Origin of the sequence: Promicromonospora panici (genome assembly GCF_900608595.1) — a bacterium.
Lineage (GTDB): Bacteria > Actinomycetota > Actinomycetes > Actinomycetales > Cellulomonadaceae > Promicromonospora > Promicromonospora panici.
The window spans coordinates 168,164-192,394 of the sequence record NZ_UWYY01000001.1 but is presented as its reverse complement, the minus strand read 5'-3'; the positions used below and the strand labels follow the sequence as shown (position 1 = coordinate 192,394).

23 protein-coding genes are annotated in these 24,231 nt (G+C 71.8%); 4 read left to right on the top strand and 19 right to left on the bottom strand.

Annotated features, from left to right (window positions below; genetic code table 11):
- Positions 1 to 36 precede the first annotated feature (36 nt).
- Positions 37 to 1,440, bottom strand: coding sequence for a glycoside hydrolase family 6 protein (locus EW117_RS00845; RefSeq protein ID WP_242503997.1), 1,404 nt, complete (start codon positions 1,438 to 1,440; stop codon positions 37 to 39).
- Positions 1,441 to 1,579: 139 nt separating this feature from the next.
- The gene (locus EW117_RS00840) at positions 1,580 to 2,692 is read right to left on the bottom strand and encodes a LacI family DNA-binding transcriptional regulator (RefSeq protein ID WP_129783077.1); all 1,113 of its coding nucleotides are present in this window, start codon (positions 2,690 to 2,692) and stop codon (positions 1,580 to 1,582) included.
- 63 nt (positions 2,693 to 2,755) lie between these two features.
- Between EW117_RS00840 and EW117_RS00835 the strand changes: the two genes are divergently transcribed.
- Positions 2,756 to 5,074, top strand: a complete 2,319-nt coding sequence (locus EW117_RS00835) for a substrate-binding domain-containing protein (RefSeq protein ID WP_129782821.1) — start codon at positions 2,756 to 2,758, stop codon at positions 5,072 to 5,074.
- 81 nt (positions 5,075 to 5,155) lie between these two features.
- Here the strand turns inward: EW117_RS00835 and purD are convergent, their stop codons facing one another.
- From purD to EW117_RS00820, 3 genes are all read right to left on the bottom strand, one after another.
- A complete protein-coding gene (purD, locus tag EW117_RS00830) occupies positions 5,156 to 6,445 on the bottom strand; it encodes a phosphoribosylamine--glycine ligase (RefSeq protein WP_129782820.1) in 1,290 nt (429 codons plus the stop codon).
- 17 nt (positions 6,446 to 6,462) lie between these two features.
- Positions 6,463 to 7,755, bottom strand: a complete 1,293-nt coding sequence (locus EW117_RS00825) for an adenylosuccinate synthase (RefSeq protein WP_129782819.1) — start codon at positions 7,753 to 7,755, stop codon at positions 6,463 to 6,465.
- A gap of 76 nt (positions 7,756 to 7,831) precedes the next feature.
- Positions 7,832 to 8,275 carry a DUF3151 domain-containing protein gene (locus EW117_RS00820; protein WP_129782818.1) on the bottom strand — a complete coding sequence of 148 codons (444 nt, stop codon included), beginning with the start codon at positions 8,273 to 8,275 and terminating at the stop codon, positions 7,832 to 7,834.
- Positions 8,276 to 8,405: 130 nt separating this feature from the next.
- Between EW117_RS00820 and EW117_RS00815 the strand changes: the two genes are divergently transcribed.
- A complete protein-coding gene (locus tag EW117_RS00815) occupies positions 8,406 to 8,810 on the top strand; it encodes an STAS domain-containing protein (RefSeq protein ID WP_129782817.1) in 405 nt (134 codons plus the stop codon).
- Between the two features lie 107 nt (positions 8,811 to 8,917).
- Here the strand turns inward: EW117_RS00815 and EW117_RS00810 are convergent, their stop codons facing one another.
- Entirely contained in the window at positions 8,918 to 11,227 is a 2,310-nt protein-coding gene (locus tag EW117_RS00810; protein WP_129783075.1) for a SpoIIE family protein phosphatase, read from the bottom strand.
- A gap of 303 nt (positions 11,228 to 11,530) precedes the next feature.
- Here EW117_RS00810 and EW117_RS00805 point away from each other — a divergent pair, with 303 nt between their 5' ends.
- Positions 11,531 to 12,010: an STAS domain-containing protein gene (locus tag EW117_RS00805; protein WP_242503996.1), complete on the top strand. Its 480-nt coding sequence runs from the start codon at positions 11,531 to 11,533 to the stop codon at positions 12,008 to 12,010.
- An 86-nt stretch (positions 12,011 to 12,096) separates the two neighbouring features.
- Here EW117_RS00805 and fbaA read toward each other — a convergent pair whose 3' ends face one another.
- From fbaA to pyrE, 12 genes are all read right to left on the bottom strand, one after another.
- Complete coding sequence (gene fbaA / locus EW117_RS00800) at positions 12,097 to 13,116, bottom strand: class II fructose-bisphosphate aldolase (protein WP_129782816.1); 1,020 nt, start codon at positions 13,114 to 13,116, stop codon at positions 12,097 to 12,099.
- A gap of 161 nt (positions 13,117 to 13,277) precedes the next feature.
- A complete protein-coding gene (locus tag EW117_RS00795; protein ID WP_129782815.1) occupies positions 13,278 to 14,525 on the bottom strand; it encodes an MFS transporter in 1,248 nt (415 codons plus the stop codon).
- A gap of 69 nt (positions 14,526 to 14,594) precedes the next feature.
- Entirely contained in the window at positions 14,595 to 15,257 is a 663-nt protein-coding gene (locus EW117_RS00790) for a hypothetical protein (RefSeq protein ID WP_129782814.1), read from the bottom strand.
- Positions 15,258 to 15,318: 61 nt separating this feature from the next.
- The gene (locus tag EW117_RS00785; protein ID WP_129782813.1) at positions 15,319 to 16,023 is read right to left on the bottom strand and encodes a hypothetical protein; all 705 of its coding nucleotides are present in this window, start codon (positions 16,021 to 16,023) and stop codon (positions 15,319 to 15,321) included.
- Positions 16,020 to 16,625 (bottom strand): RNA polymerase sigma factor, encoded by a 606-nt coding sequence (locus tag EW117_RS00780; protein ID WP_129782812.1) that lies wholly within the window; start codon positions 16,623 to 16,625, stop codon positions 16,020 to 16,022. The genes EW117_RS00785 and EW117_RS00780 overlap by 4 nt, the downstream gene beginning before the upstream one ends.
- A complete protein-coding gene (locus tag EW117_RS00775; RefSeq protein WP_129782811.1) occupies positions 16,622 to 17,728 on the bottom strand; it encodes an amidoligase family protein in 1,107 nt (368 codons plus the stop codon). Before EW117_RS00775 ends, EW117_RS00780 begins: the two co-directional genes overlap by 4 nt.
- Before the next feature lie 3 nt (positions 17,729 to 17,731).
- On the bottom strand, positions 17,732 to 18,286 hold the full coding sequence (locus EW117_RS00770) for a hypothetical protein (protein WP_165362401.1): 555 nt from the start codon (positions 18,284 to 18,286) through the stop codon (positions 17,732 to 17,734).
- Positions 18,287 to 18,392: 106 nt separating this feature from the next.
- Complete coding sequence (locus EW117_RS00760; protein ID WP_129782808.1) at positions 18,393 to 19,001, bottom strand: TrmH family RNA methyltransferase; 609 nt, start codon at positions 18,999 to 19,001, stop codon at positions 18,393 to 18,395.
- The gene (locus EW117_RS00755) at positions 18,998 to 19,984 is read right to left on the bottom strand and encodes a DUF368 domain-containing protein (protein WP_242503995.1); all 987 of its coding nucleotides are present in this window, start codon (positions 19,982 to 19,984) and stop codon (positions 18,998 to 19,000) included. The genes EW117_RS00760 and EW117_RS00755 overlap by 4 nt, the downstream gene beginning before the upstream one ends.
- 41 nt (positions 19,985 to 20,025) lie before the next feature.
- Positions 20,026 to 20,799, bottom strand: coding sequence for an HAD-IIA family hydrolase (locus tag EW117_RS00750; protein ID WP_129782807.1), 774 nt, complete (start codon positions 20,797 to 20,799; stop codon positions 20,026 to 20,028).
- Between the two features lie 25 nt (positions 20,800 to 20,824).
- Positions 20,825 to 21,553 (bottom strand): type III secretion system chaperone family protein, encoded by a 729-nt coding sequence (locus tag EW117_RS00745; RefSeq protein ID WP_129782806.1) that lies wholly within the window; start codon positions 21,551 to 21,553, stop codon positions 20,825 to 20,827.
- A 103-nt stretch (positions 21,554 to 21,656) separates the two neighbouring features.
- Positions 21,657 to 22,232, bottom strand: a complete 576-nt coding sequence (pyrE, locus tag EW117_RS00740; RefSeq protein ID WP_129782805.1) for an orotate phosphoribosyltransferase — start codon at positions 22,230 to 22,232, stop codon at positions 21,657 to 21,659.
- Between the two features lie 80 nt (positions 22,233 to 22,312).
- Here pyrE and EW117_RS00735 point away from each other — a divergent pair, with 80 nt between their 5' ends.
- Entirely contained in the window at positions 22,313 to 23,380 is a 1,068-nt protein-coding gene (locus tag EW117_RS00735) for a magnesium and cobalt transport protein CorA (RefSeq protein WP_129782804.1), read from the top strand.
- A 57-nt stretch (positions 23,381 to 23,437) separates the two neighbouring features.
- Here EW117_RS00735 and EW117_RS00730 read toward each other — a convergent pair whose 3' ends face one another.
- Entirely contained in the window at positions 23,438 to 24,217 is a 780-nt protein-coding gene (locus EW117_RS00730; protein WP_129782803.1) for an SDR family NAD(P)-dependent oxidoreductase, read from the bottom strand.
- Positions 24,218 to 24,231: the final 14 nt, after the last annotated feature.

Sequence of the window (24,231 nt, the reverse complement as noted above, 5' to 3'; positions counted from 1 at the left end):
AAACTTGCGGTTCGGCGCCCGACCGGCTTACCGCTGCTAGCCGATCGCCGGGTAGGCGTTGGCGACGAGCATCTCGAACTGGGCCTGGAACCAGTGGCCCGACAGCGGTGCGCCCGCGAGCGCACCCGTGTAGTTCCCGCCCAGCTCGCTGGACTGGTATGTCGGGTCGCACATGCGGTCGAGGCGCTTGCCCTCGTCGTTCGGGATCTCCACGGACGAGCCGTCCGACTCACCCGGGGGCTTCACCCAGACGTACGCGTCGAGGTGCGACTCGGCGTGGCCCGACGGCGTCACGGTCGGCCGCTGGCCGATACCCGCGCCCTCCGGGTTGCACCAGGCACCGCGGTGGTTGCGGCGGTCCACCTTGGACTCGTTCACGTAGGTGTTGAGGTCGGTGGACGTGCTGACCGCCGTAGGCCGGTCCGGACCGCCCCAGCCGTTGCGGGAGGTATCGATGAGCATGCCGATGCTCGACGGCGCGCCCTGCGCGACCATCAGGTCGTAGAGGTGCGCCGTCCAGTCGATCTCGTCGAAGTCCGGGTTCCACTCGTACCAGCTCGCCGACTTCACCTGTCCGCTGCCGACCTGGAGGTCGGGGTTGGGCAGGAACGGCTCCTCCAGCGGCGTGGTGTTCGCCGTGTTGGTCACGAAGCCGGACACTGCGTCCCACCCGTAGGTGCTGCCCTCGATGACGTTGGCGAACTCCTGGGCGGAGCCGGTGGCGTTGTTCGGCCAGCCGAGCCAGCCCGAGTGGGCCCCGTCGATGTACGAGTACACGTTGCCCACTTCGTACAGCTCGGTGAGCGCGTACTGCACGCCCTCGCGGTAGTACGGCGCGGCGGCGACGCAGTCGGCGTCGGACTGGTTGGTCACGAGGTTGGGTAGCGAGTCCGGCTCGATGGTGGCGACGATCCGCAGGTTCTCGTACTCCGGCTGGTTCAGGAGGGCGGCGATCGGGTCGATGTACTCGGTCTTGTACCGCTGCATCCCTTCCGCGGTGGCCGGAAGCTCGCCGTTCGAGGCGAGGGCGTGGCAGTCGCGCCCCGGCAGGTCGTAGATGACCACGTTGAACACCAGGGGCGAGCCGCCCGCCTGGGCCACCGCCTGGTCGAGGTGCCATTCCAGGCCGTGCTGCCGCTCGGTGCCCTCGATCGCCGCGATCCGGTCCATCCAGACCGACGTCGGTTCGTCGGCGATGGCCCGCATGTCGGCGGCGAGACCGGCATCACCCACCTGCGTGGCGGCGTTCTCGACCAGCGCCGACCAGTCCGGGTTGACGTACTGGCCGGCCCCGACGAAGGGGTTGTCCTCGAGTGCTACCGCGGGCGCACTCGAGGCGACCAGCGCCGGAGCCGCGAGGAGAGCGCCCACCGCTGCCGCCGCGACGCTGCGGGACCTGCGTGGGGACGTGCCGCGTGTGCGGCGGGGTGCTGATGACACGGTGACCTCCATTGGCCGTACCGAGCGCGTATCGCCCCGGCCCGGCCGGGCAGCGACACACGCACCGCGGCGGCTCGTTCCGCCGTGGCATGTCGCAACTTTGCCTACCGTTTGGCCCGCACAGAACCGTCCTAAACGTTTAACTACCGGCCGGAGGCGCCGTCGAGCCGCGCACCACGAGCCGGCCCACCGGCACGATGCCCGACGGCGGGGTCTCGCCCTCCGCCGGTTCCGCCCCCATCACGCGCCGGGACGCGGCCGCGCCGAGCGCGGTCCGCAGGGCCCAGCCGGTCGCGCGGCCGAGCTCCTCGACGGGGTACGGGACGGCGGTGAGCGACGGCGTCGTCAGGTAGCACGCGGGCGAGTCGGTGCCGGCGACGACCGACAGGTCCCACGGCACGCCGAGGCCGAGCCGCCGGGCGACGTCGAGCACCAGGCCGGCGGTCGCGTCGTCGTCGGTCACTATCGCGGTGGGGCGGTCGGCGGCCGCGAGCAGCGGGAGCAGCGCCGCGGACGCACGCTCGGGGCCGTCGCCCGCGACGGTGCGCAGCTCGATGCCGTACCGGACCAGCCCCGACTCCAGCGCCGCGGCCCTGCGGACCGGCGCGACGAGATGCTCCGACCCGGCGACCATCGCGATCCGCCGGTGGCCGAGGTCGGCGAGGAAGGCGCCCACCTGGGCGAAGGCGTCGCCGTCGTCGAGCACCACGTGCTGCCAGGTGGCGGGGGCGGGGTCCACGGCGACACCCACCACCACAGCGGGCACGGGGAGGGAGCGCAGGGTGGCCAGGCGCGCGTCGTCGACCCGGACTCCCGTGACGACGAACGCCGCGTAGCGGCGCTCCGTCCACCACCTGTCCATGAGCTGCGCTGCGTGCGCCGGCGATCCGGCGACGTGCACGGCAAGCGTGAGCGTGTCGGGACCGAGAGTCTGCAGCGCGCCGGTCACGAGGTCGAGCGGGAACGCGGCGCGAGTGCCGAACGGCTGGTCGTGCACCACGACCAGGGCGGCCGCCGCCGGCCCGCTGCGGAGCGAGCGGGCCGCCGTGGCGGGCCTCCAGCCGAGCTCGTCCGCCACCCGGAGCACCCGCTCGCGGGTGGTCGCCGAGACGCCCCGGCGCCCGTTCAGCGTGTACGAGACGACCGCCGTGGAGACGCCGGCGGCCCTGGCAACGTCAACAATCGTCGGCCGCCGTGAATGTGTCGAGCAATCGGACAGTTCGGGATCGTTCGGTCTCGGCGTTGGGACCATAACCACGTAGCATGCACCCTCGGGTGAATTTTGCACAGCGTCAACGAAGACGGGTGTATTTGCATGCTTATTGGCAAGCGCAGGTATGTGATCGGGGTGCTGTCCCCGGTGGTCGGCGGTTACTACTTCGGACGGGTGCTCGCCGGTATCGCGCGCACCGTCCGCCCGGACGGGCACCGCGTCGTCGCGGTGCAGACCTACCCCGCCGACCTGGAACGCGACCAGTTCCCGGACCGTCCACCGGGCACGGCGTCCGTGGGCCTCGGCCAGCTCGACGGCGTCATCGTCATCACCTCGGCGGTGAACGAGGCGACACTGCTCCGCATCGAGGCCGACGGCACGCCGATCGTGCTGATCAGCGGGCGTACGGCCGGCATCCACGCGCCGGTGGTCGCGCCGGACAACGCGGGCGGCACCCGCGCCGCCGTCGAGCACCTCATCGCCCACGGGCACCGGGAGATCGGGTTCCTCGGCAGCCTGCGGCAGGCCGACATCGTCGAACGCCACGAGGCCTACCTCGCCACGCTCCTCGCACACGGCATCACGCCCCGGTCCGAATGGCTCTACCGCACCGCGGACAACCAGGAGGCGAGTGCCGCGACCGTGGCGCAGGCCCTCGTCGGCGGCCCCGGGCTGCCGACGACGGCGACGTTCGCCGCGACGGACCGCAACGCGATCGGGTTCTCCCGCGCGCTGCGCCTCCAGGGCCTCTCCCTGCCTGGCGACCAGGCGATCGTCGGGTTCGACCACTCCGAGGCCGGCGCCCGGGTGCGACCCCGGCTCGCGTCGGTCGACCCGCACCACGACCAGGTCGGCGAGCTCGCCGTATCGCTGCTCCTCGCCCGCATCCGGGGCGAACGTGTCGCCGGACAGCACCTGTCGCGCTCCACGCTCGTGACCCGGGAGTCGTGCGGGTGCCTCGACGCCCGGGCGGGCGCCCTCCTCGAGGGACCGCCCGCCCAGGACGCCTCGACGGCGTGGTGGCGGCTCGGCGAGGTGGCCCGCGCGACGTTCGACGGCGCGGAGGCCCGGCTCGGGCCCGGCGCCGACCTCGACTCCTGGCTGCGGGGCGTGCAGCGGGTGTTCCGGAGCGCCGCCGCGCTCGGCCAGCCGCCCAGCCAGGCGACGCTCACCAGCCTCGCCGAGAGCACCCGTGCCCTGCGGCCCCACCCCGAGGCGCTGGAACAGCTCATCCCCGCGCTACGGTCGGTCGAGGACGAGTTCCGGGAGCAGGTGCGGCGGGACCAGGTGCCGGCGGTGCTGACGGCGACGGGCGGCGAGCAGTCGTCGCCGGCCGCGGGCCCGGGAACGGCGGCGGCGACCGCGACCGCATCCATGAGGACCGCCAAGGCCCCGAGCCGGGCCGCCCGCGCCCGCGCGGTCACCCGGACCGGCACCGACGTGCTCGTCGCCCTCAGCGCCGGGTGTACCCAGACTCTGCTGGCCCGCTCCGGCCGGCTCGAACGCACCATCACCGACCAGTACGAGCTCGACCTCGACCTGCTGCACGCCGACGGCCGGGCGATCCGCGCCCTCACCTGGCTCCCGCGTGGGCACCGCGGGCCGGCCACGCTCGCCCTGTGGAGCGACGCCGAGGGCACCCCCGTGCCCGGCGCGGCCGCCCTACCCAGCCCGGCCGACGGGGCGCGCACCCTCGAGATCGTCGGCACCACCGCCCTCTCCCGGCAGGCGACGGCCCTGGTGGGCACCCACCTGCCCGTGGCGAAGTTTCCTCCGCCCGCACTGGCCGGCGAGGGCGTCGTGTTCGTGGTGCCGGTGACGTTCGGGCAGAGCGACTGGGGCATGCTCGCGATCGGCGGCGGCGTCGACACGCACGCCACCAGCTCGCGCGACAAGTTCGACCACTGGGCGGCCATGGTCGCCGTCGCCCTCGACCGGGAGGCCCGCCTCACGTCGCTGCAACGTCAGCAGGCGGCGCTCGCGGAGGCTGCCGACCGGGAGCGCGCGCTCGTGCTCGACCTGCGCACCGAGGTCGAACGCAACGCGCTGGTCCAGGACGTGGCGCTGGAGGGCACCTGGGACTGGGACATCGCCACCGGGCAGGTCTTCTACTCGCGCACCTGGCGGGCGCTGGTCGGCCTGCCCGACGACGCCCCGTGCACCGGCATCGAGGAGTGGACCGGACGCGTGCACCCGCAGGACGTCCGGGCCGTGCAGATCGCCATCGCCCGGCAGCTCGCGGGCGCCACCGAGCCGCTCGACCTGGAGCACCGTCTGCTGGCCGCCGACGGCCGCGAGATGTGGGTGCGCTGCCGCGCCACCACCGTGACCGACGACGCCGGCATCCGCGCGCGCATGATCGGCGTCCTGATGGACGTCACGGGCATGCCCGCAAGGGAACGCCGAGGCGTCTCGCGCTGACTGACGTTCAGCAGGCTCTGGCAGAGCCGTAACCCGGGCGGCCATGGCTCTGCCGGAGCCTGTTGAACCGAGGTCAGGCTGCTACGGGACCGTGACCTCGCCGCGTTCTGCCTTCAGGGCGATGTCGGTGCGGTGGTGCGAGCCCTTGAGGTCGATCCTCGCGACGCCCTCGTAGGCCCGGCGGCGGGCGTCGGCCAGGTCGGCACCCAGCGCGACGACGGAGAGCACACGCCCGCCGGCGCTGACCAGCTCGCCGGCCTCGGAGACGCCCGTGCCCGCGTGCAGCACGTGGACACCGGGGAGCGCCTCGGCGTCCTCGATGCCCGAGATCGGGTCGCCCGAGCGGGCCGACGCCGGGTACCCCTCGGACGCGACGACCACCGTCACCGACGCCTCCGAGCGCCAGCGCAAGGGCTCCAGCTCGGCCAGCTTGCCGCGGGACGCCGCGAGCAGGACCTCCGACAGCGGCGTCACGAGCCGGGCCAGCACGGACTGGGTCTCCGGGTCCCCGAACCGCGCGTTGAACTCGACCACGCGGGTGCCGCGGCCGGTGAGCGCCAGGCCGACGTACAGGACGCCGGAGAACGGTGACCCGCGGCGGGCCATCTCGTCGACCGTCGGCTGGGCCACGCGGCTCATCACCTCGTCCACGAGGCCGGACGGCGCCCAGTCGAGCGGGGTGTAGGCGCCCATGCCGCCCGTGTTGGGGCCGGCGTCGCCGTCGCCGACGCGCTTGAAGTCCTGTGCGGGGACCAGGGGGACCACCGTGGCGCCGTCGCACATACAGAACAGCGAGACCTCGGGGCCGTCCAGATACTCCTCGACCACCACGCGGCCGTTCCCGCCCTCCAGGCAGGCCTCGCCGTGGGCCAGCGCGGCCTCGCGGTCGTCGGTGACGACGACGCCCTTGCCCGCCGCGAGCCCGTCGTCCTTAACCACGTAGGGGGCACCGAACGCGTCCAGCGCGGCGGCGAGCTCGGTGACGTCGGTGCACACGTGCGCCATCGCGGTCGGCACGCCGGCGGCGGCCATGACCTCCTTGGCGAACGACTTGGAGCCCTCGAGCCGGGCCGCCTCGCCGGACGGCCCGAACACCGGGATGCCCGACGCTCGCACCGAGTCCGCCACACCCGCGACCAGCGGCGCCTCGGGCCCGACGACCACCAGCTCCGCGCCGATCTGCTCGGCGAGGGCCGCCACCGCCGTCCCGTCGAGCGGGTCGACCTTGTGCAGCGTGGCCAGCGCCGCGATACCGGGGTTGCCCGGCGCGGCGTGGAGCTCGTGGGCGGCGATACCCGACGCCGTCTCCCGGTGGAGGGAGTGGAGGATGGCGTGCTCGCGGGCACCGGTCCCGATGACGAGGATCTTCACTGTGGTGGAGCTCTTTCTCAGCGCGCGTGGATGAGGTCGTGGACGGGGATGATCTCGTCCCGCTTCGGGCCGACCCCGATCGCGGAGATCCGGGTGCCCGACATCTCCTCAAGGGCCTTCACGTAGGCCTGGGCGTTCGGCGGCAGGTCCTCGAAGGCGCGGGCCTTGGAGATGTCCTCCCACCAGCCGTCGAGCTCCTCGTAGATCGGCTTCGCGTGGTGGAACGCCGTCTGGTCGGTGGGCATCTCGTCATGGCGGACGCCGTCGACGTCGTACGCCACGCAGACCGGTACCTTTTCCATGCCGGTCAGGACGTCGAGCTTCGTGAGCACGATGTCGGTGAGCCCGTTGATGCGGGTCGCGTAGCGCGCGATCACGGCGTCGTACCAGCCGGTGCGGCGGGCGCGGCCCGTGGTGACGCCGTACTCGCCGCCGGTCTTGCGGAGGAACTCGCCCTTGTCGTCGAACAGCTCCGTGGGGAAGGGGCCCTCGCCGACGCGCGTGGTGTACGCCTTGATGACGCCGATCACGGAGTCGATCCGGGTGGGCCCGACGCCGGACCCGGTCACCGCGCCGCCCGCCGTCGCACTGGAGGACGTCACGAACGGGTAGGTGCCGTGGTCGATGTCGAGCATCGTGGCCTGGCCGGCCTCGAACAGGACGGTCTTGCCGGCGTCGAGCGCCTTGTCGAGCTCGACGGCGGTGTCCGTGACCATGGGCCGCAGCCGGTCGGCGTACTGGAGCAGCTCGTCGAGCGTCTCGTCGACCGTGATGGCGCGCCGGTTGTAGACCTTCACCAGCAGGTGGTTCTTCTGGTCGAGTGAACCCTCGATCTTGGCGCGCAGGATCTTCTCGTCGAACAGGTCCCACATGCGGATGCCGACGCGGTTGATCTTGTCGGCGTACGACGGGCCGATCCCCCGGCCCGTGGTGCCGATGCGGCGCTTGCCGAGGAACCGCTCGGTCACCTTGTCGATGGTGCGGTGGTATGGGGCGATGATGTGCGCGCTGCCCGAGACGAGCAGGCGGGACACGTCCACTCCGCGCGCGATCAGCGCGTCCAGCTCCTGGAACAGGACCTCGATGTCGACCACCACGCCGTTGGCGATGACCGGCACGACGCCCGGCGACAGGATCCCGGACGGCAGCAGGTGCAGCGCGTACTTCTCGTCGTCGATGACGACGGTGTGCCCCGCGTTGTTCCCACCGTTGAACTTGACCACGTAATCGACGCGGGAGCCTAGGAGGTCCGTCGCCTTTCCCTTGCCCTCATCGCCCCACTGGGCCCCGACGAGCACGACGCCTGGCATGGATCTCCACCTTCTCGGATTGCTTGAACTGCTCCGCCGAGTGCGCCGTCGTGGCGCCCGCGGGCCGCGCCCGAGTCTACTTCGTGGTGGAGGCCAGCGCGCTGACCTCGTCCACAGACGTGCCGGAGTCCACCAGGAACTTCGCGCAGCGCTCCGCCTCGTCCTCCTCGCCGATGCGGTGCGCCGCCCGGGAGAGCGCGAGCAGCGCGCGCAGGAAGCCCTGGTTCGGCGCGTGGTCCGCCGGGATCGGGCCCTGGCCGCGCCAGCCTGCTCGGCGCAGCGCGTCCAGGCCGCGGTGGTAGCCGGTGCGCGCGTAGGCGTAGGCCTCGACGTTCCCCGCCGCGCTGTCCGCGGTGAGCGCACCCTCCGCGAGGACTGCCCAGACGAGGGACGACGCCGGGACGGCCGCCACGACGTCGACCGGGTCGTCGCCGCTGGTCAGGCGCTCACGTGCGGCGGGGTAGTCGTCGGGGAGCAGGGTAGGGGCCGGGCCCTGCAGCAGGTTGTCGTGGGTGCTCATGCCCAGATCCTGACACCTCGGGGGCACGGATGAACAAACAGGGCGCACCGGATTGCCCCTGGCGCCTGCGGAGACGGTGAATTCTGCCTTTCATCCGGTGCGATCGAGCAACTGTCGTTACGCTCGACACATGATCGAGATCGCGACGTCTCCCACGACGACGACGCTCGTGATCGCCGGCGACCTCGACCTCGCCGAACGAGACCAGTTCCCGGAGATCGCGGCGCGCGTCGTCGGCCTGCGCCGGCAGCTGCTCGTCATCGACATGTGCCGGGTCACGTTCATGGACTCCACCGGCGCGGCGTTCCTCATCTCGCTGGCCGACGCCGGCCGCAAGCGCGGCGGTGCCACCGTCATCCGCGGGGCCGATGAGCGGGACCTGTTCGTGCTCGAGGTGTGCGGGGCGATGGAGCTCTTCCGCGTCGACGACGAGCACTCGTGCGAGCCGTCCGCCCCCGACTCGGGCTTTGCGGTCATGACATCGCGGGATGAGGACGGATCCCCGTTATCCCACCGCGACGCGTCCACTGCCTAAAACGTTATCCAACCCGCGCCTTTTGCCGGGGTAGTTCGCGCCATCGCGCTGAGCGATTGTGCCCGAACCCGCACTCCCTTTCGGGCACAATCGCACGGTACGGCGCCCTACTTCGGCGGGGTGGGCTGGCGGCGGAGCTTGGCCCAGACCAGCTTGCCCGAGCCCGACGGGCGCCAGCCCCACTCGGCCAGCCGGTCCACGATCTGCATGCCGAACCCGCCCAGGCGGTTCGGGTGGCCGTCGGTCGCCACGGGCGGCGCCGGGTTGTTGTCCTCGACCTCGATGCGCAGGCCGTCGCCCGTGTCGTACAGGCGCAGCGCGATGTGTCCCCAGCCGTGCAGCACGCCGTTCGCCACCAGCTCCGACACGACCAGCTCGGCCTGCGCCGACTCCTCGATGCCCCACGCCTGGCAAGTGCGCAGCACAGCGTGCCGCGCCCGGCCGATCGACGAGGGCTCGCTCGGCAGCATCCAGCGCCGCCAGCGCGGTGACAGGGCCGTCTCGCCGGCGTCGCCGGTCGGGTCGGGAATCCGCACGACCACGATCGCTACGTCGTCCTCCGGCGCGTCGGCCAGGCGGGAGAGCAGCTCCTCGCCCACACCCGCGGCGTCGCGGGCCGTGATCGCCGACGCCGTCTCCAGCAGCGCCTCCAGGCCCAGCCGCAGCGACCGGTCGCGCCGCTCGATGAGGCCGTCCGTGTAGAACAGCAGCGTGTCGCCGGGCTGGAGGCGCGCCTCGCCGGTGGTTCGCTCGCGGGAGCCGAAGCCGACGAGCGCGCCGCCGCCCTCGTCCAGCTTGATGACCTCGCCGCCGCGCAGCAGGAGCGGCGGCAGGTGACCGGCGCGGGAATACCCCACCGTCCACGTGTCCGGCTCCTCCTCGCGCTTCAGGGAGGCGTACACCATGCTTGCCGAGCGCGGTATGCCCATGCCCGCCACGAGCTGGTCGACACGTTCGAGCACGCGGCTCGGCGTCGACAGCTCGAAGGCGTACGAGCGCACCACGGAACGCAGCTGACCCATCGTGGCGGCGGCCTCGACGTCGTGCCCGACGACGTCCCCGATGACGAGGCCCACGAGGTCCGCCGAGATCTGCAGGACGTCGTACCAGTCGCCGCCGACCTGCGCGTGCTCCGCGTTCGGCGCGTAGTAGGTCCACACGTCGAGGCCTGCGACGTCGGCCTGCTCGGGGAGCATCGCGCGCTGCAGCGTCTCGGCGAGGCGATGCTCCCGCGCGTACATGCGCGCGTTGTCGATGGCGCTGCCCGCCCGGCGGGCCACGACCTCGACGACGGTGCGCAGCGTGTCGGGCTCGTCCGCCTCGACGTACTCGCCCGACTCGTCTTCGTCCGGGACGATCACGACCAGGCCGAGCACGTCCCGCCGTCCGGCGACGGGATGGACTACCACCGAGTCAGGGGCTTTGCCCAGCTCGTCCGCGAGGCGCAGCGTGAGATCGCGCTGCAGCCAGCCGGACGCCGAGTGCGGCGCGTGCGGGATGTCGAGGTGCAGCGTGACCGGGCCGTCGAGCACGCCGTCGAGCACGTCCTGCACCGAGTCCACGACCTCGAGGATCGGCATGGGGCCCGTCGTCACGGAGTCGCCGAGGGCATCGGTCTGCGGCCGACGCCGCTGCGTCTTGTCCGCGATGTTGTCGCCCTCGATGTACCGGGCATGACGGCGCCCGCGGCCGCTCGGTGGAGCGGCAACGTCGACTCCGGCGGCGTGCTTGAGGCCGTCGTCGTTCACGTAGAAGCCCGCCCAGCGCACCATCGACTGGAGCAGCTCCGCGATGTCGCGCAGGGCGTACGGGTACTCGAGATCCGTCAGGATCTCGGTGGTCTGCGCGATGAGGTCGAGGTCTTCCCGCTGCTGCCGCTCGACCTCCAGGCTCGCAAGCTGGGCGGCATGGCGCTCCATGTGCTCGGAGACGTCCACGCTGAAGCCCACCCAGTGCGTGATGCGGTCGTCGTGACCCGCGCGGGCCGGGGTGAGCGTGAGCTGGGCCCAGCCGTGGGTCCCGCCGCGCAGGTGGGACTTCACGGTCGCGTGCACCTCCTGGCCGGCGTTCACCAGCTCGGTCATGCGCTCGAGGTCCTGCGGCTCGACGAGCATCTCGCCAAGCCGACGCGCCGTGTAGCCCGCGAAGTCGCTGAACCGCACGCCCGCATAGTGCTCGAACGCGCTGTTGGCCCACAGCATGGGCATGCCGTCCTCGGTGGGGCCCGTGAGGAACACCGGGATGCCCACGTTCACCGCGGCGCGCAGGACCACGTCGCCGACCGACGGCGGAAGGGTGCGCGGGATGCCGGTCGCCGACAGCTGCCGGCGCGGCTCGCCACCCGCCCCGCGGTGGGCGCCGAGCGGCGGGTTGTTCGGCTGGATGCTCGGGGGCACGCTCGCGCTGACGGGCGGCACGGGACGGCCGGCGTCGAGACCGCTGCCGGTGGGCGTTCCGTTCTGCGTTCCGTTCGTTCTGCCGTTCGTCCCGTCCTGGGTCGGGCCCAGGCCGAACGTGGAGAGGCCTGGGTGCCGCGGCAGCGGAGAGGACGGTGTCAGACCGGATGAATCGGTCAAAATGCCCTCCCAACGGTATCTATTGCTCGAGGTGCTGTTCCAGCAGGACATTCAACCGTAGATTGGGACGGTCCGAGATCTGAACCTCAACCTCTATCATCAGACCGACACAGCGCCACGACCACTGCTCCCGGAAGGAGAACCGTGCAGGACGGAACTTACGACCCCCCGCGCGGTCCGCAGGGCGGGAGCCCCCAGGACCCCGGCCATCGGAACCCCGAGATCGGCGATCCCGCGAGCATCCACGTCATCGTGGGTCGCTCCCGTGCCCGGATCGTGCTCTCCGGGGAGATCGACGCCGACATCGGCGGCGATCTGCACGAGGCCACGGCTGCGGCCGAGGAATCGCGTCTCCCGGTCGAGATCGACGCACATCATGTGACCTTCATGGACTCGTCCGGCGTCGCGTTCCTCGCGCGCCTCGCGAGCCGCAGCCCGCACCGGGTGCGCGTGCTGCGGGCACCGCCGACCGTGCGCTTCCTGCTGGAGGTGACCCGGATCGGCGACCTCCTCGACATCGTGGACGAGGACCCGGGCTTCGAGCTGGACGACGACGGCCCGTCCGGCCCGCCGACGGGCGGCGCCCCCACCCCGGCGGGCGTAGGCGGCCCGCCCGCCTCGTAGTGGCGAGGTAGGACTGGGGCGGAGGTGCTGATCAGCACCTCCGCCCCAGTCCTACCTCGCCACAGTCCTACCTCGGCGACGGGAGGTCACATCTTGTGGCCGGCCGAGCGGAGCTGCTGGCAGGCCTCGACGATGCGGGCGGCCATGCCGGCCTCCGCCGCCTTGCCCCAGGCGCGCGGGTCGTAGGCCTTCTTGTTGCCGACCTCGCCGTCGATCTTCAGGACGCCGTCGTAGTTCTTGAACATGTGCTCGACCACCGGGCGCGTGAACGCGTACTGGGTGTCGGTGTCGATGTTCATCTTGATGACGCCGTTGTCGACGGCCGCGGAGATCTCCTCCGCCGTCGAGCCGGAACCGCCGTGGAACACGAGGTCGAACGGCATCTCCTTGCCGATCTCCGCACCGACGGACTTCTGGATGTCGAGCAGGATCTCGGGACGGAGCTTCACCGCGCCCGGCTTGTACACGCCGTGCACGTTGCCGAAGGTGAGGGCCGTCAGGTAGCGGCCCTTCTCGCCCGCGCCGAGCGCCTTGACCGTGGCCAGGCCGTCCTCGACCGTGGTGTACAGCTTGTCGTTGATCTCGGCCATGTGGCCGTCCTCCTCGCCACCGACGACGCCGATCTCGATCTCGAGGATCGTGCGCGCTGCCTGCGACAGCTCGAGCAGCTCGGCCGCGATCACGAGGTTCTCCTCGATCGGCACGGTGGAACCGTCGAACATGTGCGACTGGAACGTCGGCAGGCCGCCGTTCTTGACCTGCTCGGCCTCGATCGCCAGCAGCGGCTTGACCCAGGAGTCGAGCTTGTCGGCCGTGCAGTGGTCGGTGTGGATGGCGATGTTGACGCCGTAGCCCTTGGCCACCTCGGTGGCGTAGGCCGCCAGCGCGAGGGAGCCCGAGACGCGGTCCTTCACCGTCGAGCCCGACGCGTACTCGCCGCCGCCCACGGACACCTGGATGATGCCGTCGGACTCGGCCTCGGCAAAGCCCTGAAGTGCGGCAGTGATGGTCTGCGACGAGGTGATGTTGACGGCGGGGTAGGCGAACTTGCCGGCCTTCGCCCGGTCGATCATCTCGGCGTAGACCTCAGGGGTTGCGATGGGCATCTGCGAAACTCCAAACGACTGGTGAGATGGGCGGTCGCAAAGGAGTGTCCAAGGCCGCCCGGGTATGCACCTTCGATCTTGCCACGATCCACAGGCACCCGTGTGCGGCCGTTCGACAGTCGAACGGCCGAAACACTGTGGTCTTCGTACGTCCGACGACATCACACCCCCTCGGCAGAGCTCCCTACGGTCTCCGGGCTCCGGCCGCGGATCGGGGTGAAGCCGGCGACGCAGACCACTGCCAGGTAGACGACCGCGACGGCGAGCAGCGGTCCGGACGCGCCGAACCGGTCTGCGGCCCCGGTGAGCACCGCGGCGCCGAGGGGCGCCAGGCTGTAGTGGATCGTCCAGAACGCAGCGGTGACGCGCCCCAGCAGGGGATCGGGTGTGACCAGCTGGCGCAACGACATCGAGCAGACCGCTGCCAGCATCAGCCCGAACCAGAACACGAAGGCCGCAGCCCCCATGACGATCACGTCGTGGTTCAGCGCCAGCGCCACGCCCGCCGCGCCGCACAGGGACATGGCCGTGAGCCAGCAGACGCCGAAGCCGAACCTCCGGCGCAGCCAGGCGGACATCGCCGCCGCGAGGCACGTCCCCGCCCCGGCAGCCGCCATCACGTAGCCGACGACGTTCTCGCTCTGCCCCAGGCCGTGGCGCACCTGGTAGATGATCACGTCGGTCAGGCCGTAGGTCACGAACGTGGTGATCGTCAGAAAGATGGTGAGCACCCGCAGCACGGGGTGCCGCCACAGGAACCGGGCGCCCGTGACAAATCCCGTCCGGAGATCGCGCCCGAGGCCCGGGCGGGCGGCAGTCGCCGCGGGCGCCACCCTGGTCAGCCGGACGGCGAGCAGGCCCAGCGCCGAGACGCCGAAGGTCGCCGCGTCGATGGCGATCGCCGCGGTGACCCCGAACGCCGCGGCGACGAGCCCGGCAAGCGCCGGTCCGCCGATGCTGGCGAGCGACGCGGTCGCCTGCAGCTTGCTGTTGGCCTCGGGCACCCGCTCGCGGCCGACGATGTTCGGCACGGCGGTGATGTAGGTGATCTGGAACAGCTGCCCGAACACCGACGCGACACCCGCGACCACGAACAGCAGCCAGGTCTGCGGCTCGATCGCCCAGCAGACGGGGACCGCCGCGAAGAGGAGCAGCCGCGCCACGTCGCAGGCGATCAGGAGCCGACGGCGGTCGAACCGGTCGACGATCGCCCCGCCGACGAGCCCCATCGACAGCGAGCCGGCCGCCATGACGCTCGTCAGCAGGCCCATCTGCAGCAGGGACCCCGTGGCCTCCAGCATCAGCAGCGGGAAGGCGATCACGGAGAACGAGTCGCCGAGGACCGAGAACGTCTGGGTGCCCCAGAAGACCAGGAAGTTCCGGTCTCGCCCCAGGGATCGCGGATTCACCCGTCGATCCTGTCCGAGCGAAGGGAACGAGGCAACGGAGTTCTCCGGAAGCCGTTGCCTGCGGTCGGCTCAGAGACCGAGCGTCCGCAGCGTCGCGACGGCGACCGCACCCAGCGTGACCAGGATCGCGTACGTCCACTCGGCCGGCGTCAGCCGAACCCTGCCCACGCGGACCTGTCTCGTCAGGTTCACCGGTGCGCGGACCTGGAGGCGAATCCGCTCCAGATCCGCCGCGAGCCGGATCATCGGGCTCCTCCGCCTGACCAACCTGGCCTGCCAGGGACGCTCGACGAGCCGGATCGTCACAGACTCGCCCTGCTGATCCGTCACCACCAGCCCGGTGTCTTCGTGGCGGACTCCTGCCACGTCACCCCAGGAGTAGTCGTGCTGCCGAGCCCCTGATCGAATCGACAGACGCACGCCGTCCAGCCGGACGGCGTTTCCGTCGCCGATCAGCATGAAGAAGCACATCCCGACGGCAAGGCCAGCACCCACCCAGCCGTCGATCACCCGGCCCTCCGTGTGCAGGAAGAACCTGTCGACGGGGTAGTGCACGAAGACGAACGGGATGCCCACGAGGATCGGCAGCAGCACGACACGCGATCCCCAGACAGAGGTCCGGGACGGCCAGGTGTACGGCAGACGCAGCGCGTCAACCGGCGCGCGCCGGTCCGCCCCGCGGGCGCTGTCGCCCGGGACCTGGGTCCGGCCGACCGGATACTCCGTGACCATCTGCTCTCCTTGTGCTCGCCCGGCCCCATGGCCGGGCAGGCAGGAGAGTAGCGGTCCGGCATCAGGGCACCGGGGGCGTCTCGCCGTCGAGCAGCATCTGGCCGGCCCGCACCTTGGTCTCGATGAAGCCCGTGTCCCACAGGCCGCTCAGCACCTCGACGTCGTCGGCCGTGTAGCCGGAGTCGATGAACGCACGGGTCGCCGCCTGCTCGGCCGCCGACAGCTCCGGCGCGGTGTACGTACCCGGCTCGAACGGGAGCTCCTTGCCGTCCAGGATCATCTGGCCGGCACGTGCCTTGGTCTCGGTCTCGTCGAGCGACCACAGCGCCTGCAGCTCGGCCAGGTCCTCGCCGCTGTACTCGGCGCTCCAGAACGCCTCGTGCTGCTCGCGCGTGTAGCCGTCGGGCATCGAGGACCAGTTGACGCCGACGGCGTGCGCGACGCCGTCGACCGCAGCGGCGAACTCCGTGTAGGGGTTGGCCGCCGCGGCGGTGGCCGCGCCGACCACGCCCAACGCCGACGTGACGACGCCGGTGACCGCGATCAGGCCCGCACGCCGGACGAACGGGGTGACGACTCCGCTCCGACCGTCGGCCGCCGCGGCGACGCGGGCAGCGATCAGCCGGGCGGTGGCCGCGGTCTCGTCGGCATCGGGCTCGCGGGCGCGCAGGGCCGCGGTGATCTGCTCGGCGAGGGCGTCGTGCCCGACGTCGCCGGCCGGCCGGGGTCCGGGTGCCGGGGCACCGGTGGGACGGTCCTGGTTCATCTCGTCTCCATGAAGGTCGGGTCGGTGCGCCGGAGGGTGGCCAGGGCGCGCGCGGCGTGGGACCGGACGGTGGCCGGCGTGGTGCCGAGCACCGTCGCGATCTCGGTGTCCACCAGGCCCTCGTAGTACCGCAGCACGAGCACCGTGCGCTGCCGTGCCGGGAGCTGTTCGAGACGACGCCACATGGCGTCCTCCTGGGCGAGGTGCTCCGCGTGGTCGCCTGCGGTGCCAGCGTGCGTGACCAGCGCGTCGTCGGCGGTGGGCCGGATCATCCGGACGTGCCAGCGGCGGCGCCACGACAGGTGCTCGTTGGTGACCATGCGCCGGAGGTACAGGTCGGGCCGCTCCGTCAGGGCGATCCGGTGCCACCGCTGGTGGGCGCGCAGCAGCACCTCCTGTACCAGGTCGGCGGCGGTGTGCTGGTCACCGACGAGCACCGTCGCGTACCGGATCAGGCCGGGCAGGTGCGTCCGCACGAGCTCGTCGAGCGTCCGGGCCGGGCCGGCGTGGGCAGCGTCGGCGTCGTGCGCGGGCACCCGCTCCGCCGCCACGCGTGGGACGGGCGTGCTGTCCGGGCTGGTGGCGGGCAGCCAGACGGTCATCGGCGGGCTCCCGTCGTCGCCAGGGCCAGCAGTGCCCCGGCCGGGTCGTGCGCCGCGTCACCGTCGGGCCGCGGGATCGGGCTGTCGTCGAGGCAGCGCAGCAGCAGCCGCTCGACGAGCGCGGCGCCCTGCACGATGTCCGAGGCGTCCAGCGCACCGGGCAGGATGCGCACCTCGACGGTGTCGCGCACGGGGCGCGGGGCGACGAGCTGGGTGAGGTTCACGTCGGCGTACTTCGTCAGGCCGATCTCGCGCGCGGCGGCGCACAGCTCGCCCCACGTCTGGTCGTCGCGCTCCACGAGCCGGAGCAGCTCGGCGGGCAGCGGGGCCAGGCGCCGGCAGGCGGGGTTCGTGCCCAGCGCGTCCCAGAGCGGTTCTCGCCAGTACCCGAACAGCCGCACCAGGTTCGCGAACGCCGCGGGCCTCCGGAAGGGTGCCCCGTCCAGGTGCAGGTGGACGGCGGCCTCGGCGGGGACGGTGAACCTGAGGTCCCGCGCGGGCCTGAGCAGCTCGTCGAGGACCCTGCCGTGGTCGCCGGCGATCGGCGGGGTGATCACCTCGCAGGGCCGCTCGCGTCCCGCCGGCAGCGGCATCACGACGGCGATGGTGGCTCCCGTGGCGTCGTTCACCCGTGCGGCCCCGCGCATCACCTCGACGTGGGTGCCGAACAGGTCGGCGACCGGGGCGAGGACGTCGCTCAACGGGGCGTCGGGGTTGACGAGCCTCTCGATCATGCGCAGCAGGCGGGGCTCGTCGCACAGCACCCGGTACCAGCCGCGGTGCCCGGACCGGGTGGTCGTGCCGGCCAGATCGGCCACGAGGGTGATGTCGTCCACGAGCCGTGCCACCGGCGCGCCGTCGGTGTCGACCACGTCGAACGCCGGGGAGAGGTGCCGGAACACGCCCACGCCCGGCACGGCTGACGGCTCGCTGTCGGTGTGGAACGACCGGCGCACCCGGCCGGTGCGACCAGCGGCGAGCGCGTCCGCGAGCACCTGCCGGTCGGAGCCGGCGGGCGCGAGCAGCTCGATCTCGAAGCCGATGCGCAGCGTGAGGGTGTTGATGGTCGCCTCCTGGCGAGTCGTCAGCAGTGCCGGGCGCACGGATCAGCTACCGGACGTGGTGGCCACGTCGGCGGTGTCGAGGGGCAGCTCCTCGCCGTCGAGCACCATCTGGCCGGCGCGGACCTTCGTCTCCATGTACTCGGTGTTCCACAGGGCGCTCAGCGTCTGGACGTCCTCCGTCGAGTGGCCGGCGTCGAAGAACGCGGCGATCGCCGCCTGCTCGTCGGCCGGCAGCTCGGGCGTGGTGTACGTGCCGGGCTCGAACGGGAGCTGCTCGCCGTCGAGGATCATCTGGCCGGCGCGGGACTTGGCCTCGGTCTCGTCGAGCGACCAGAGCGCCTGCAGCTCGATCAGGTCCTCGCCGCTGTACTCGGCGCCCCAGAACGCCTCGTACTGCGCCTTGGTGTAGCCCTCGGGCATGTGGGACCAGTCGACGCCGGCTGCGTGCACGGTGGTGCCGACCGCCTGGCCGAATGCCGAGGCCGGGTTGGCCGCCGCGGCCAGGCCGGCGCCGCCGGCGCACAGGGTGGTGGCCGCGATGCCGATCGCGGTGAAGCGGACGGTCTTGGAGCGGAGGGTGCGGGTGGTGCTGGTCACGGAGACCTCCAGGAGAGTGGAATGTGCTTGCACTCCTAAGACGCCGCCCAACCGCCAGATGTGGAGTCGCCGCGGCCACGACTTCCCGGCCGGGCCGCCCGACGGCCTACGGCGCGTGCTGGGTGGCCCACGCGTGCATGGCGATCGCGGCCGCCGCGCCCGCGTTGATCGACCGCGTCGAGCCGTACTGGGTGATGTGCAGGACGACGTCGCACGCCGCCTGCGCCTCGGCCGTCAGGCCCGTCGATTCCTGGCCGAACAGCAGGACGCACTCGCGCGGGAGCGCGTAGCCCTCGATCGGGACGGAGCCGGGCACGTTGTCGATGCCGATGATCGGCAGGCCTCCGGACGCCGCCCACCCGGCCAGCGCCGTCGCGTCCGGGTGGTGCGACACGTGCAGGTACCGGTCGGTGACCATCGCACCGCGGCGGTTCCACCGCCGTCGGCCCACGATGTGCACGCCCGCCGCGTTGAACGCGTTGGCCGTGCGGACCACGGAGCCGATGTTGAGGTCGTGCGCCCAGTTCTCGATCGCCACGTGGAACGGGTTCCGGCGGGTGTCCAGGTCGGCGACTATGGCCTCCACCGACCAGTACCGGTACCGGTCGGCGACGTTGCGGCGGTCGCCTTCGGCGAGGAGCTCCGGGTCGTAGCGGGGGTCGTCGGGCAGCGGACCTGTCCACGGGCCGACGCCGACAAGCGGCTCGGGAGTCATTCCGCCTCGGCGGGCACGACCGGGCGCGGCGCCCGCCGCGCCTCCCACCAGATCGCGACCAGGACGACGGCGGCGCCCACCACGGCGAGCAGCGCCGGGACGGCGACGCCACCCGCGGGCGCGAGCAGGCCGCCGGCCTCGTCCTGCCAGGGCCACAGGGCGCGCAGCGAGCCGAGCATGAGGCCGGCGAGCAACGCCATCGTCGCCTGCCGGCGGTGCTCCAGCAGCCAGTGCAGCAGCTTGACGAACGAGCCGAGGCCGATGACGGCGCCGAGCAGGAACGTTCCGACGAACGGGATGTCCCGGTCGTGCAGCGCCTCCTGCAGCGGGACGTACAGGCCCATGGCGAGCAGCACGAACGACCCTGACACGCCGGGCAGCACCAGCGCGTTGATGGCGACCGCGGCGCCGACGAACACGAGCCACAGCGGCGGGTCGGCGAGCTCGGCCGCCGGCAGCCCCGTGAGGAAGAAGGCGGCGACCGCGCCGCCCACCAGCAGCACGACGTCGAGCGGCCGGAACCGGTCCGGCATCATCCGCAGCGGCACGCCGACCGACACGGCGATCATGCCGAAGAACAGCGCCCGCATCGGCACCGGGTTCGACTCGAGCAGCGGCGCGATCGTGTTCAGTGAGACGAGCAGGATCACGACCATGCCGGTGAGCACGGGGACGAGGAACGGCCAGTCGATCTGGCGCAGCGCCGCGGCCGCCGGCCGCAGGCCGCGCCGTCCGGCGACTCCCTGGACGAGCTCGCGCGCGGCGTGCACGAGCTGGCTGGCGGCGCCGAGCAGCCCGTCGTACAGGCCGACGACGAGGGCGATGGTGCCGCCGGAGATGCCGGGGACGGACTCGGCGGCGCCGACCAGCCCGCCGCGCACCGCGTTACCGGGTGCGGCCGACCAGGGTGTCTTGGTGGGCGGGGAGGCATGGCGACGGACCGTCCCGGGGCGCGTCGCGTCGGCTTGCGGCAGGGTGGTCACGCGCGAAGCCTACGACCCGCCGCCGGTGCCACGCGCCTTCGTCAGACCAGGTCGACGATGTCCGCTATGGAGTTCACCACGTGGCTGGGCCGGAACGGGTACTTCTCGACCTCGTCCGCCGACGTCGACCCCGTGAGCACCAGGAACGTGTCCAGGCCGGCCTCCATGCCGCCCAGGATGTCCGTGTCCATGCGGTCACCCACCATCGTCGTCGACTCCGAGTGCGCGCCGATCAGGTTGAGCGCGGACCGGAACAGCACCGGATTGGGCTTGCCCACGTAGTAGGGCTGTCGGCCGGTGGCCGCCGCGATCATCGCGGCGACGGATCCGGCGGCGGGCAGCAGGCCCTCCTGCGACGGCCCGGTCACGTCCGGGTTGGTGCAGATGAACCGCGCACCACCGACGATCAGGCGGATGGCCTTGGTGATCGCCTCGAACGAGTACGTGCGGGTCTCGCCGAGCACCACGTAGTCCGGGTCCGACTCGGTGAGCGTGTAGCCCGCCTGGTGCAGCGCCGTCGTCAGGCCGGCCTCGCCGATCGCGTACGCGCTGCCGTTCGGGATCTGGTCCGCGACGAACTGAGCGGTGGCCAGGGCCGAGGTCCAGAGGTTCTCCTCCGGCACGTCGATCCCGCTGTACGCGAGGCGGGCACGCAGGTCACGCGGCGTGAAGATCGAGTTGTTCGTCAGGACGAGGAACGGCAGGTCCTTGTCCCGCAGCGTCTTGATGAACTCGGGGCCGCCGGGGATGGCGGTGCCCTCGTGCACCAGCACGCCGTCCATGTCCGTGAGCCAGGCTTTGGTGGTCCGCTCCATGCGGTCAGCCTAATGGTGCGACGGATCAGGTCAGGCCCGGGATCCCGAAGCCGTCGATACCGCCGCCGGTCTCGAAGCGTGGGCCGCCCTTCTCCAGCGGCAGCACGATCCGCGCGACGTCCGCGATGCGCTTGGCCCGCTCGTTCAGGGTGGTCACGTCCGTCCGCCCCGGGCGCCACAGCAGCACGGACGGCCCCTCGATCCGCAGCCGGGAGCCGTGGAAGTCGGGCAGCATCACGATGTTCGCCAGGCGTGCGTCCAGGGCCCGGCGCGCGAACACCTCATCGGACGTACGCACGAGCCACTGCCCGTCGAAGGCGGGGTTGTCGATCTGGACGTCCTGGGCGCCGAAGAGCTTCTGCCACTTCTCGCGGATGCCCTCGGGAGACAGGTCGACCACCGGCTCGCCGGGCACCGCGTCGAGCGCGACGACGTGCGCGGTATGGCGCAGGCCGGCGCGGCGCGAGTCGGCGTCCGGGGATCCCGAGCGCCATACGTACGTGAAGGAGACGACGTCGTACCCGTCCACCCTGCCCCGCATGACGTCGCGGGCCTCACGGTCGATGCCGATGCCGAAGGGCCGGCCGCTCCACCGTTGGGCGAGCACCGGGTCCTTGCCGACGTACTCCCAGCCGTTCGCCTCGGCCCATTGGGCATAGTCCTGCGAGCGGCCGCGCTTCATCAGCCACACCGCCGTGACGGTGAACGCCACCACTCCGATAACGAGCAGGACTAAAGCGACAAATGTCCCCATGAACCTAAAGATACAGTAGTGCTAGGCAAAAGTCTTCACGGGAAGTGATATCGAGACGCCCGGATTACGGTATCGAGATCCTCAGGGCTCTGGCCGTTCCGGCTCAGGCGAGGCCGAGATCCTGCAGGCCGTACAGGTAGTGGTACGGCACGCCGAGCGCCTCGATCTTCTCGCCCGCGCCGGTCGCCCGGTCGACGATGGTGGCCACGCCGAGCACCTCGGCGCCGGCGGCACGGGCCGCCTCGATCGCCGCGATCGGCGAGCCGCCGGTGGTGGTGGTGTCCTCCACGACGACCACCTTGCGGCCCGCGATGTCCGGCCCCTCGATCTGGCGCTGCATGCCGTGCGCCTTCGCCGCCTTGCGCACCACGAACGCGTCCAGGTCCTGGCCGCGCGACGCCGCCGCATGCAGCAGCGCGTCCGCGATCGGGTCGGCGCCCAGGGTGAGCCCGCCGACGGCGTCGATCTCGGCAGTGCCCAGACCGATCTCCTCGAGGTGGTCCAGGAGCACGTGCCCGACGAGCGGCGCGGCCCGGTGGTGCAGCGTGATACGGCGCAGGTCGACGTAGTAGTCGGCCTCCTTGCCGGAGGACAGGGTCACCCTGCCGTGCACCACGGCGAGCTCCTTGATGAGCTCGGCCAGCTGCTCGCGCGGGGTCGGGGAGAAGTCAGCGTTCACGGTGCAAGAGTACGTGGCCCGCCGTCGTCGGAGCCCGGACACCGTCCGGGGTTGCCGCCCGTCTCTGGGAGGGTTCTGCTGTGAGCATCATGGACAACGCGGTGTACGTGGACGGCAAGCGCACGGCCAACCCGGCCGACCTCGAGGAGACCTGCGAGGTCACCCGCGAGCGCGGCGGGATCGCCTGGGTCGACATGTCCTGGCCCGCGCCCGCGGAGATCCAGGCCGTGGCCGAGGAGTTCGCTCTGCACCCGCTGGCCGTCGAGGACGCCATCCACGCGCACCAGCGTCCCAAGCTCGAGCACTACGACGACGTCCTGTTCGTGGTGCTGCATCCGGCCCGCAGCGTGGACGACGACGGCGACGGGCACGTGGACCGCGTCGAGTTCGGCGAGGTGCACGCCTGGGTGGGGCCGGACTTCGTCGTCACGATAAGACGTTCGCGCACGCCCGACCTGGACGCGATGCGAGCCGGGCTCGAGGAGGCCCCGGACCTGCTGCGGCTCGGTCCGATGGCGATCCTCGCGACGCTGCTCGACCAGGTGGTCGACACGTACCGGCCGGTGGTCGCACGGCTGCGGCGTGACATCGACCAGGTCGAGGACCAGCTGTTCTCCCGCGATCCCGAGGTGTCCCTGCGGATCTACGAGGCGACCCGCGAGGTGATCGGCCTGCAGCGGGCCACGAGCCCGCTCGTCGACATGCTGCGGGAGCTGCACGACGAGCGCGAGGCCGAGACCGAGGCCGACGCCGACGCGGCGGCCGCACCGGACCACCGCCACGTGGAGCTGCAGCGCAACCTGCGCAACGTGCTCGACCACGCCATCAAGCATGCGGAGACCTCGGACACATACCGGTCGCTGCTGACGAACGCCCTGAACGTGCACTCCGCCCTCGTCACGCAGGAGCAGAACGAGGAGTCGCGGCGGATGACGGAGATCAGCTTGAAGCAGGACGAGCAGATGAAGAAGATCTCGGCGTGGGCTGCCATCCTCTTCGCGCCGTCGCTGATCGGCACCATCTACGGCATGAACTTCGACTACATGCCCGAGCTGACCTGGACGTTCGGGTACCCGCTCGCGCTCGCCTCGATGGTCGGCCTGGGCGGGATCTTCTACTGGATCTTCAAGCGCGTCGGCTGGCTCTGACAGCAACCACGGCCCGGACCACGGCCTCGCGAGCCGGGCAGCGGCTGAGAGCGTTGCTCAGCGGTACGAGCCGAGGGCGCGGACCGCCCAGCGCGGCATGACCCGCAGGGCCGCCGACGCGACCTTGAACCGCACCGACGGCGTCGAGATGACCACGCCCCGGCGCACGTCGGCGAGCGCGACCCGCACCACGTCCTCGGCGTCGAGCCAGCCCCACGACGGGACTATCGACGACTCCCCGATGCCCGCCCGGGCGTGGAACTCCGTGTGCACGAACCCGGGGCACAGCACCGTCGCGGTGACGCCGGAGCCCTTGAGCTGCCCGGCCAGCGACTCGGTGAACACCCGCACGTAGCTCTTCGCGGCGGCGTAGGTGCCGCCGGCGGTGAGGGCGGCCACGGAGGCGACGTTGCAGATCGCGCCCTGCTTGCGCTCCGTCATCTGCCCGACGGCGGCGTGCGTCAGCTCCACGACCGCGCTGACCATGACGGCGATCGCGCGGCGCTCGGTGGTGATCCGGCTCGTCACGAAGTTCGTGCCCGAGGCGAAGCCCGCGTTGTTGACGAGCAGGTCGACGGGCCGCAGGTCGCCGTCCTCGGGCCGACCGCCGACGACGGCGAGCCGCTGTGCGACCCGCGCGACGTCGTCGGGCACCGCGAGGTTCGCCGGGAGCACCTCGACCGCCACACCGTGGGCGGAGCGAAGCTCTTCGGCGACCTCGTTCAGCCGTTCCTCGGTGCGTGCCACCAGCACCAGGTCATGTCCGGCCGCGGCGAGCTGCCGGGCGAACTCGCGGCCCAGGCCGGCGGAACCTCCGGTGATCAGAGCGGTTCCCATGCCCGGCACACTAC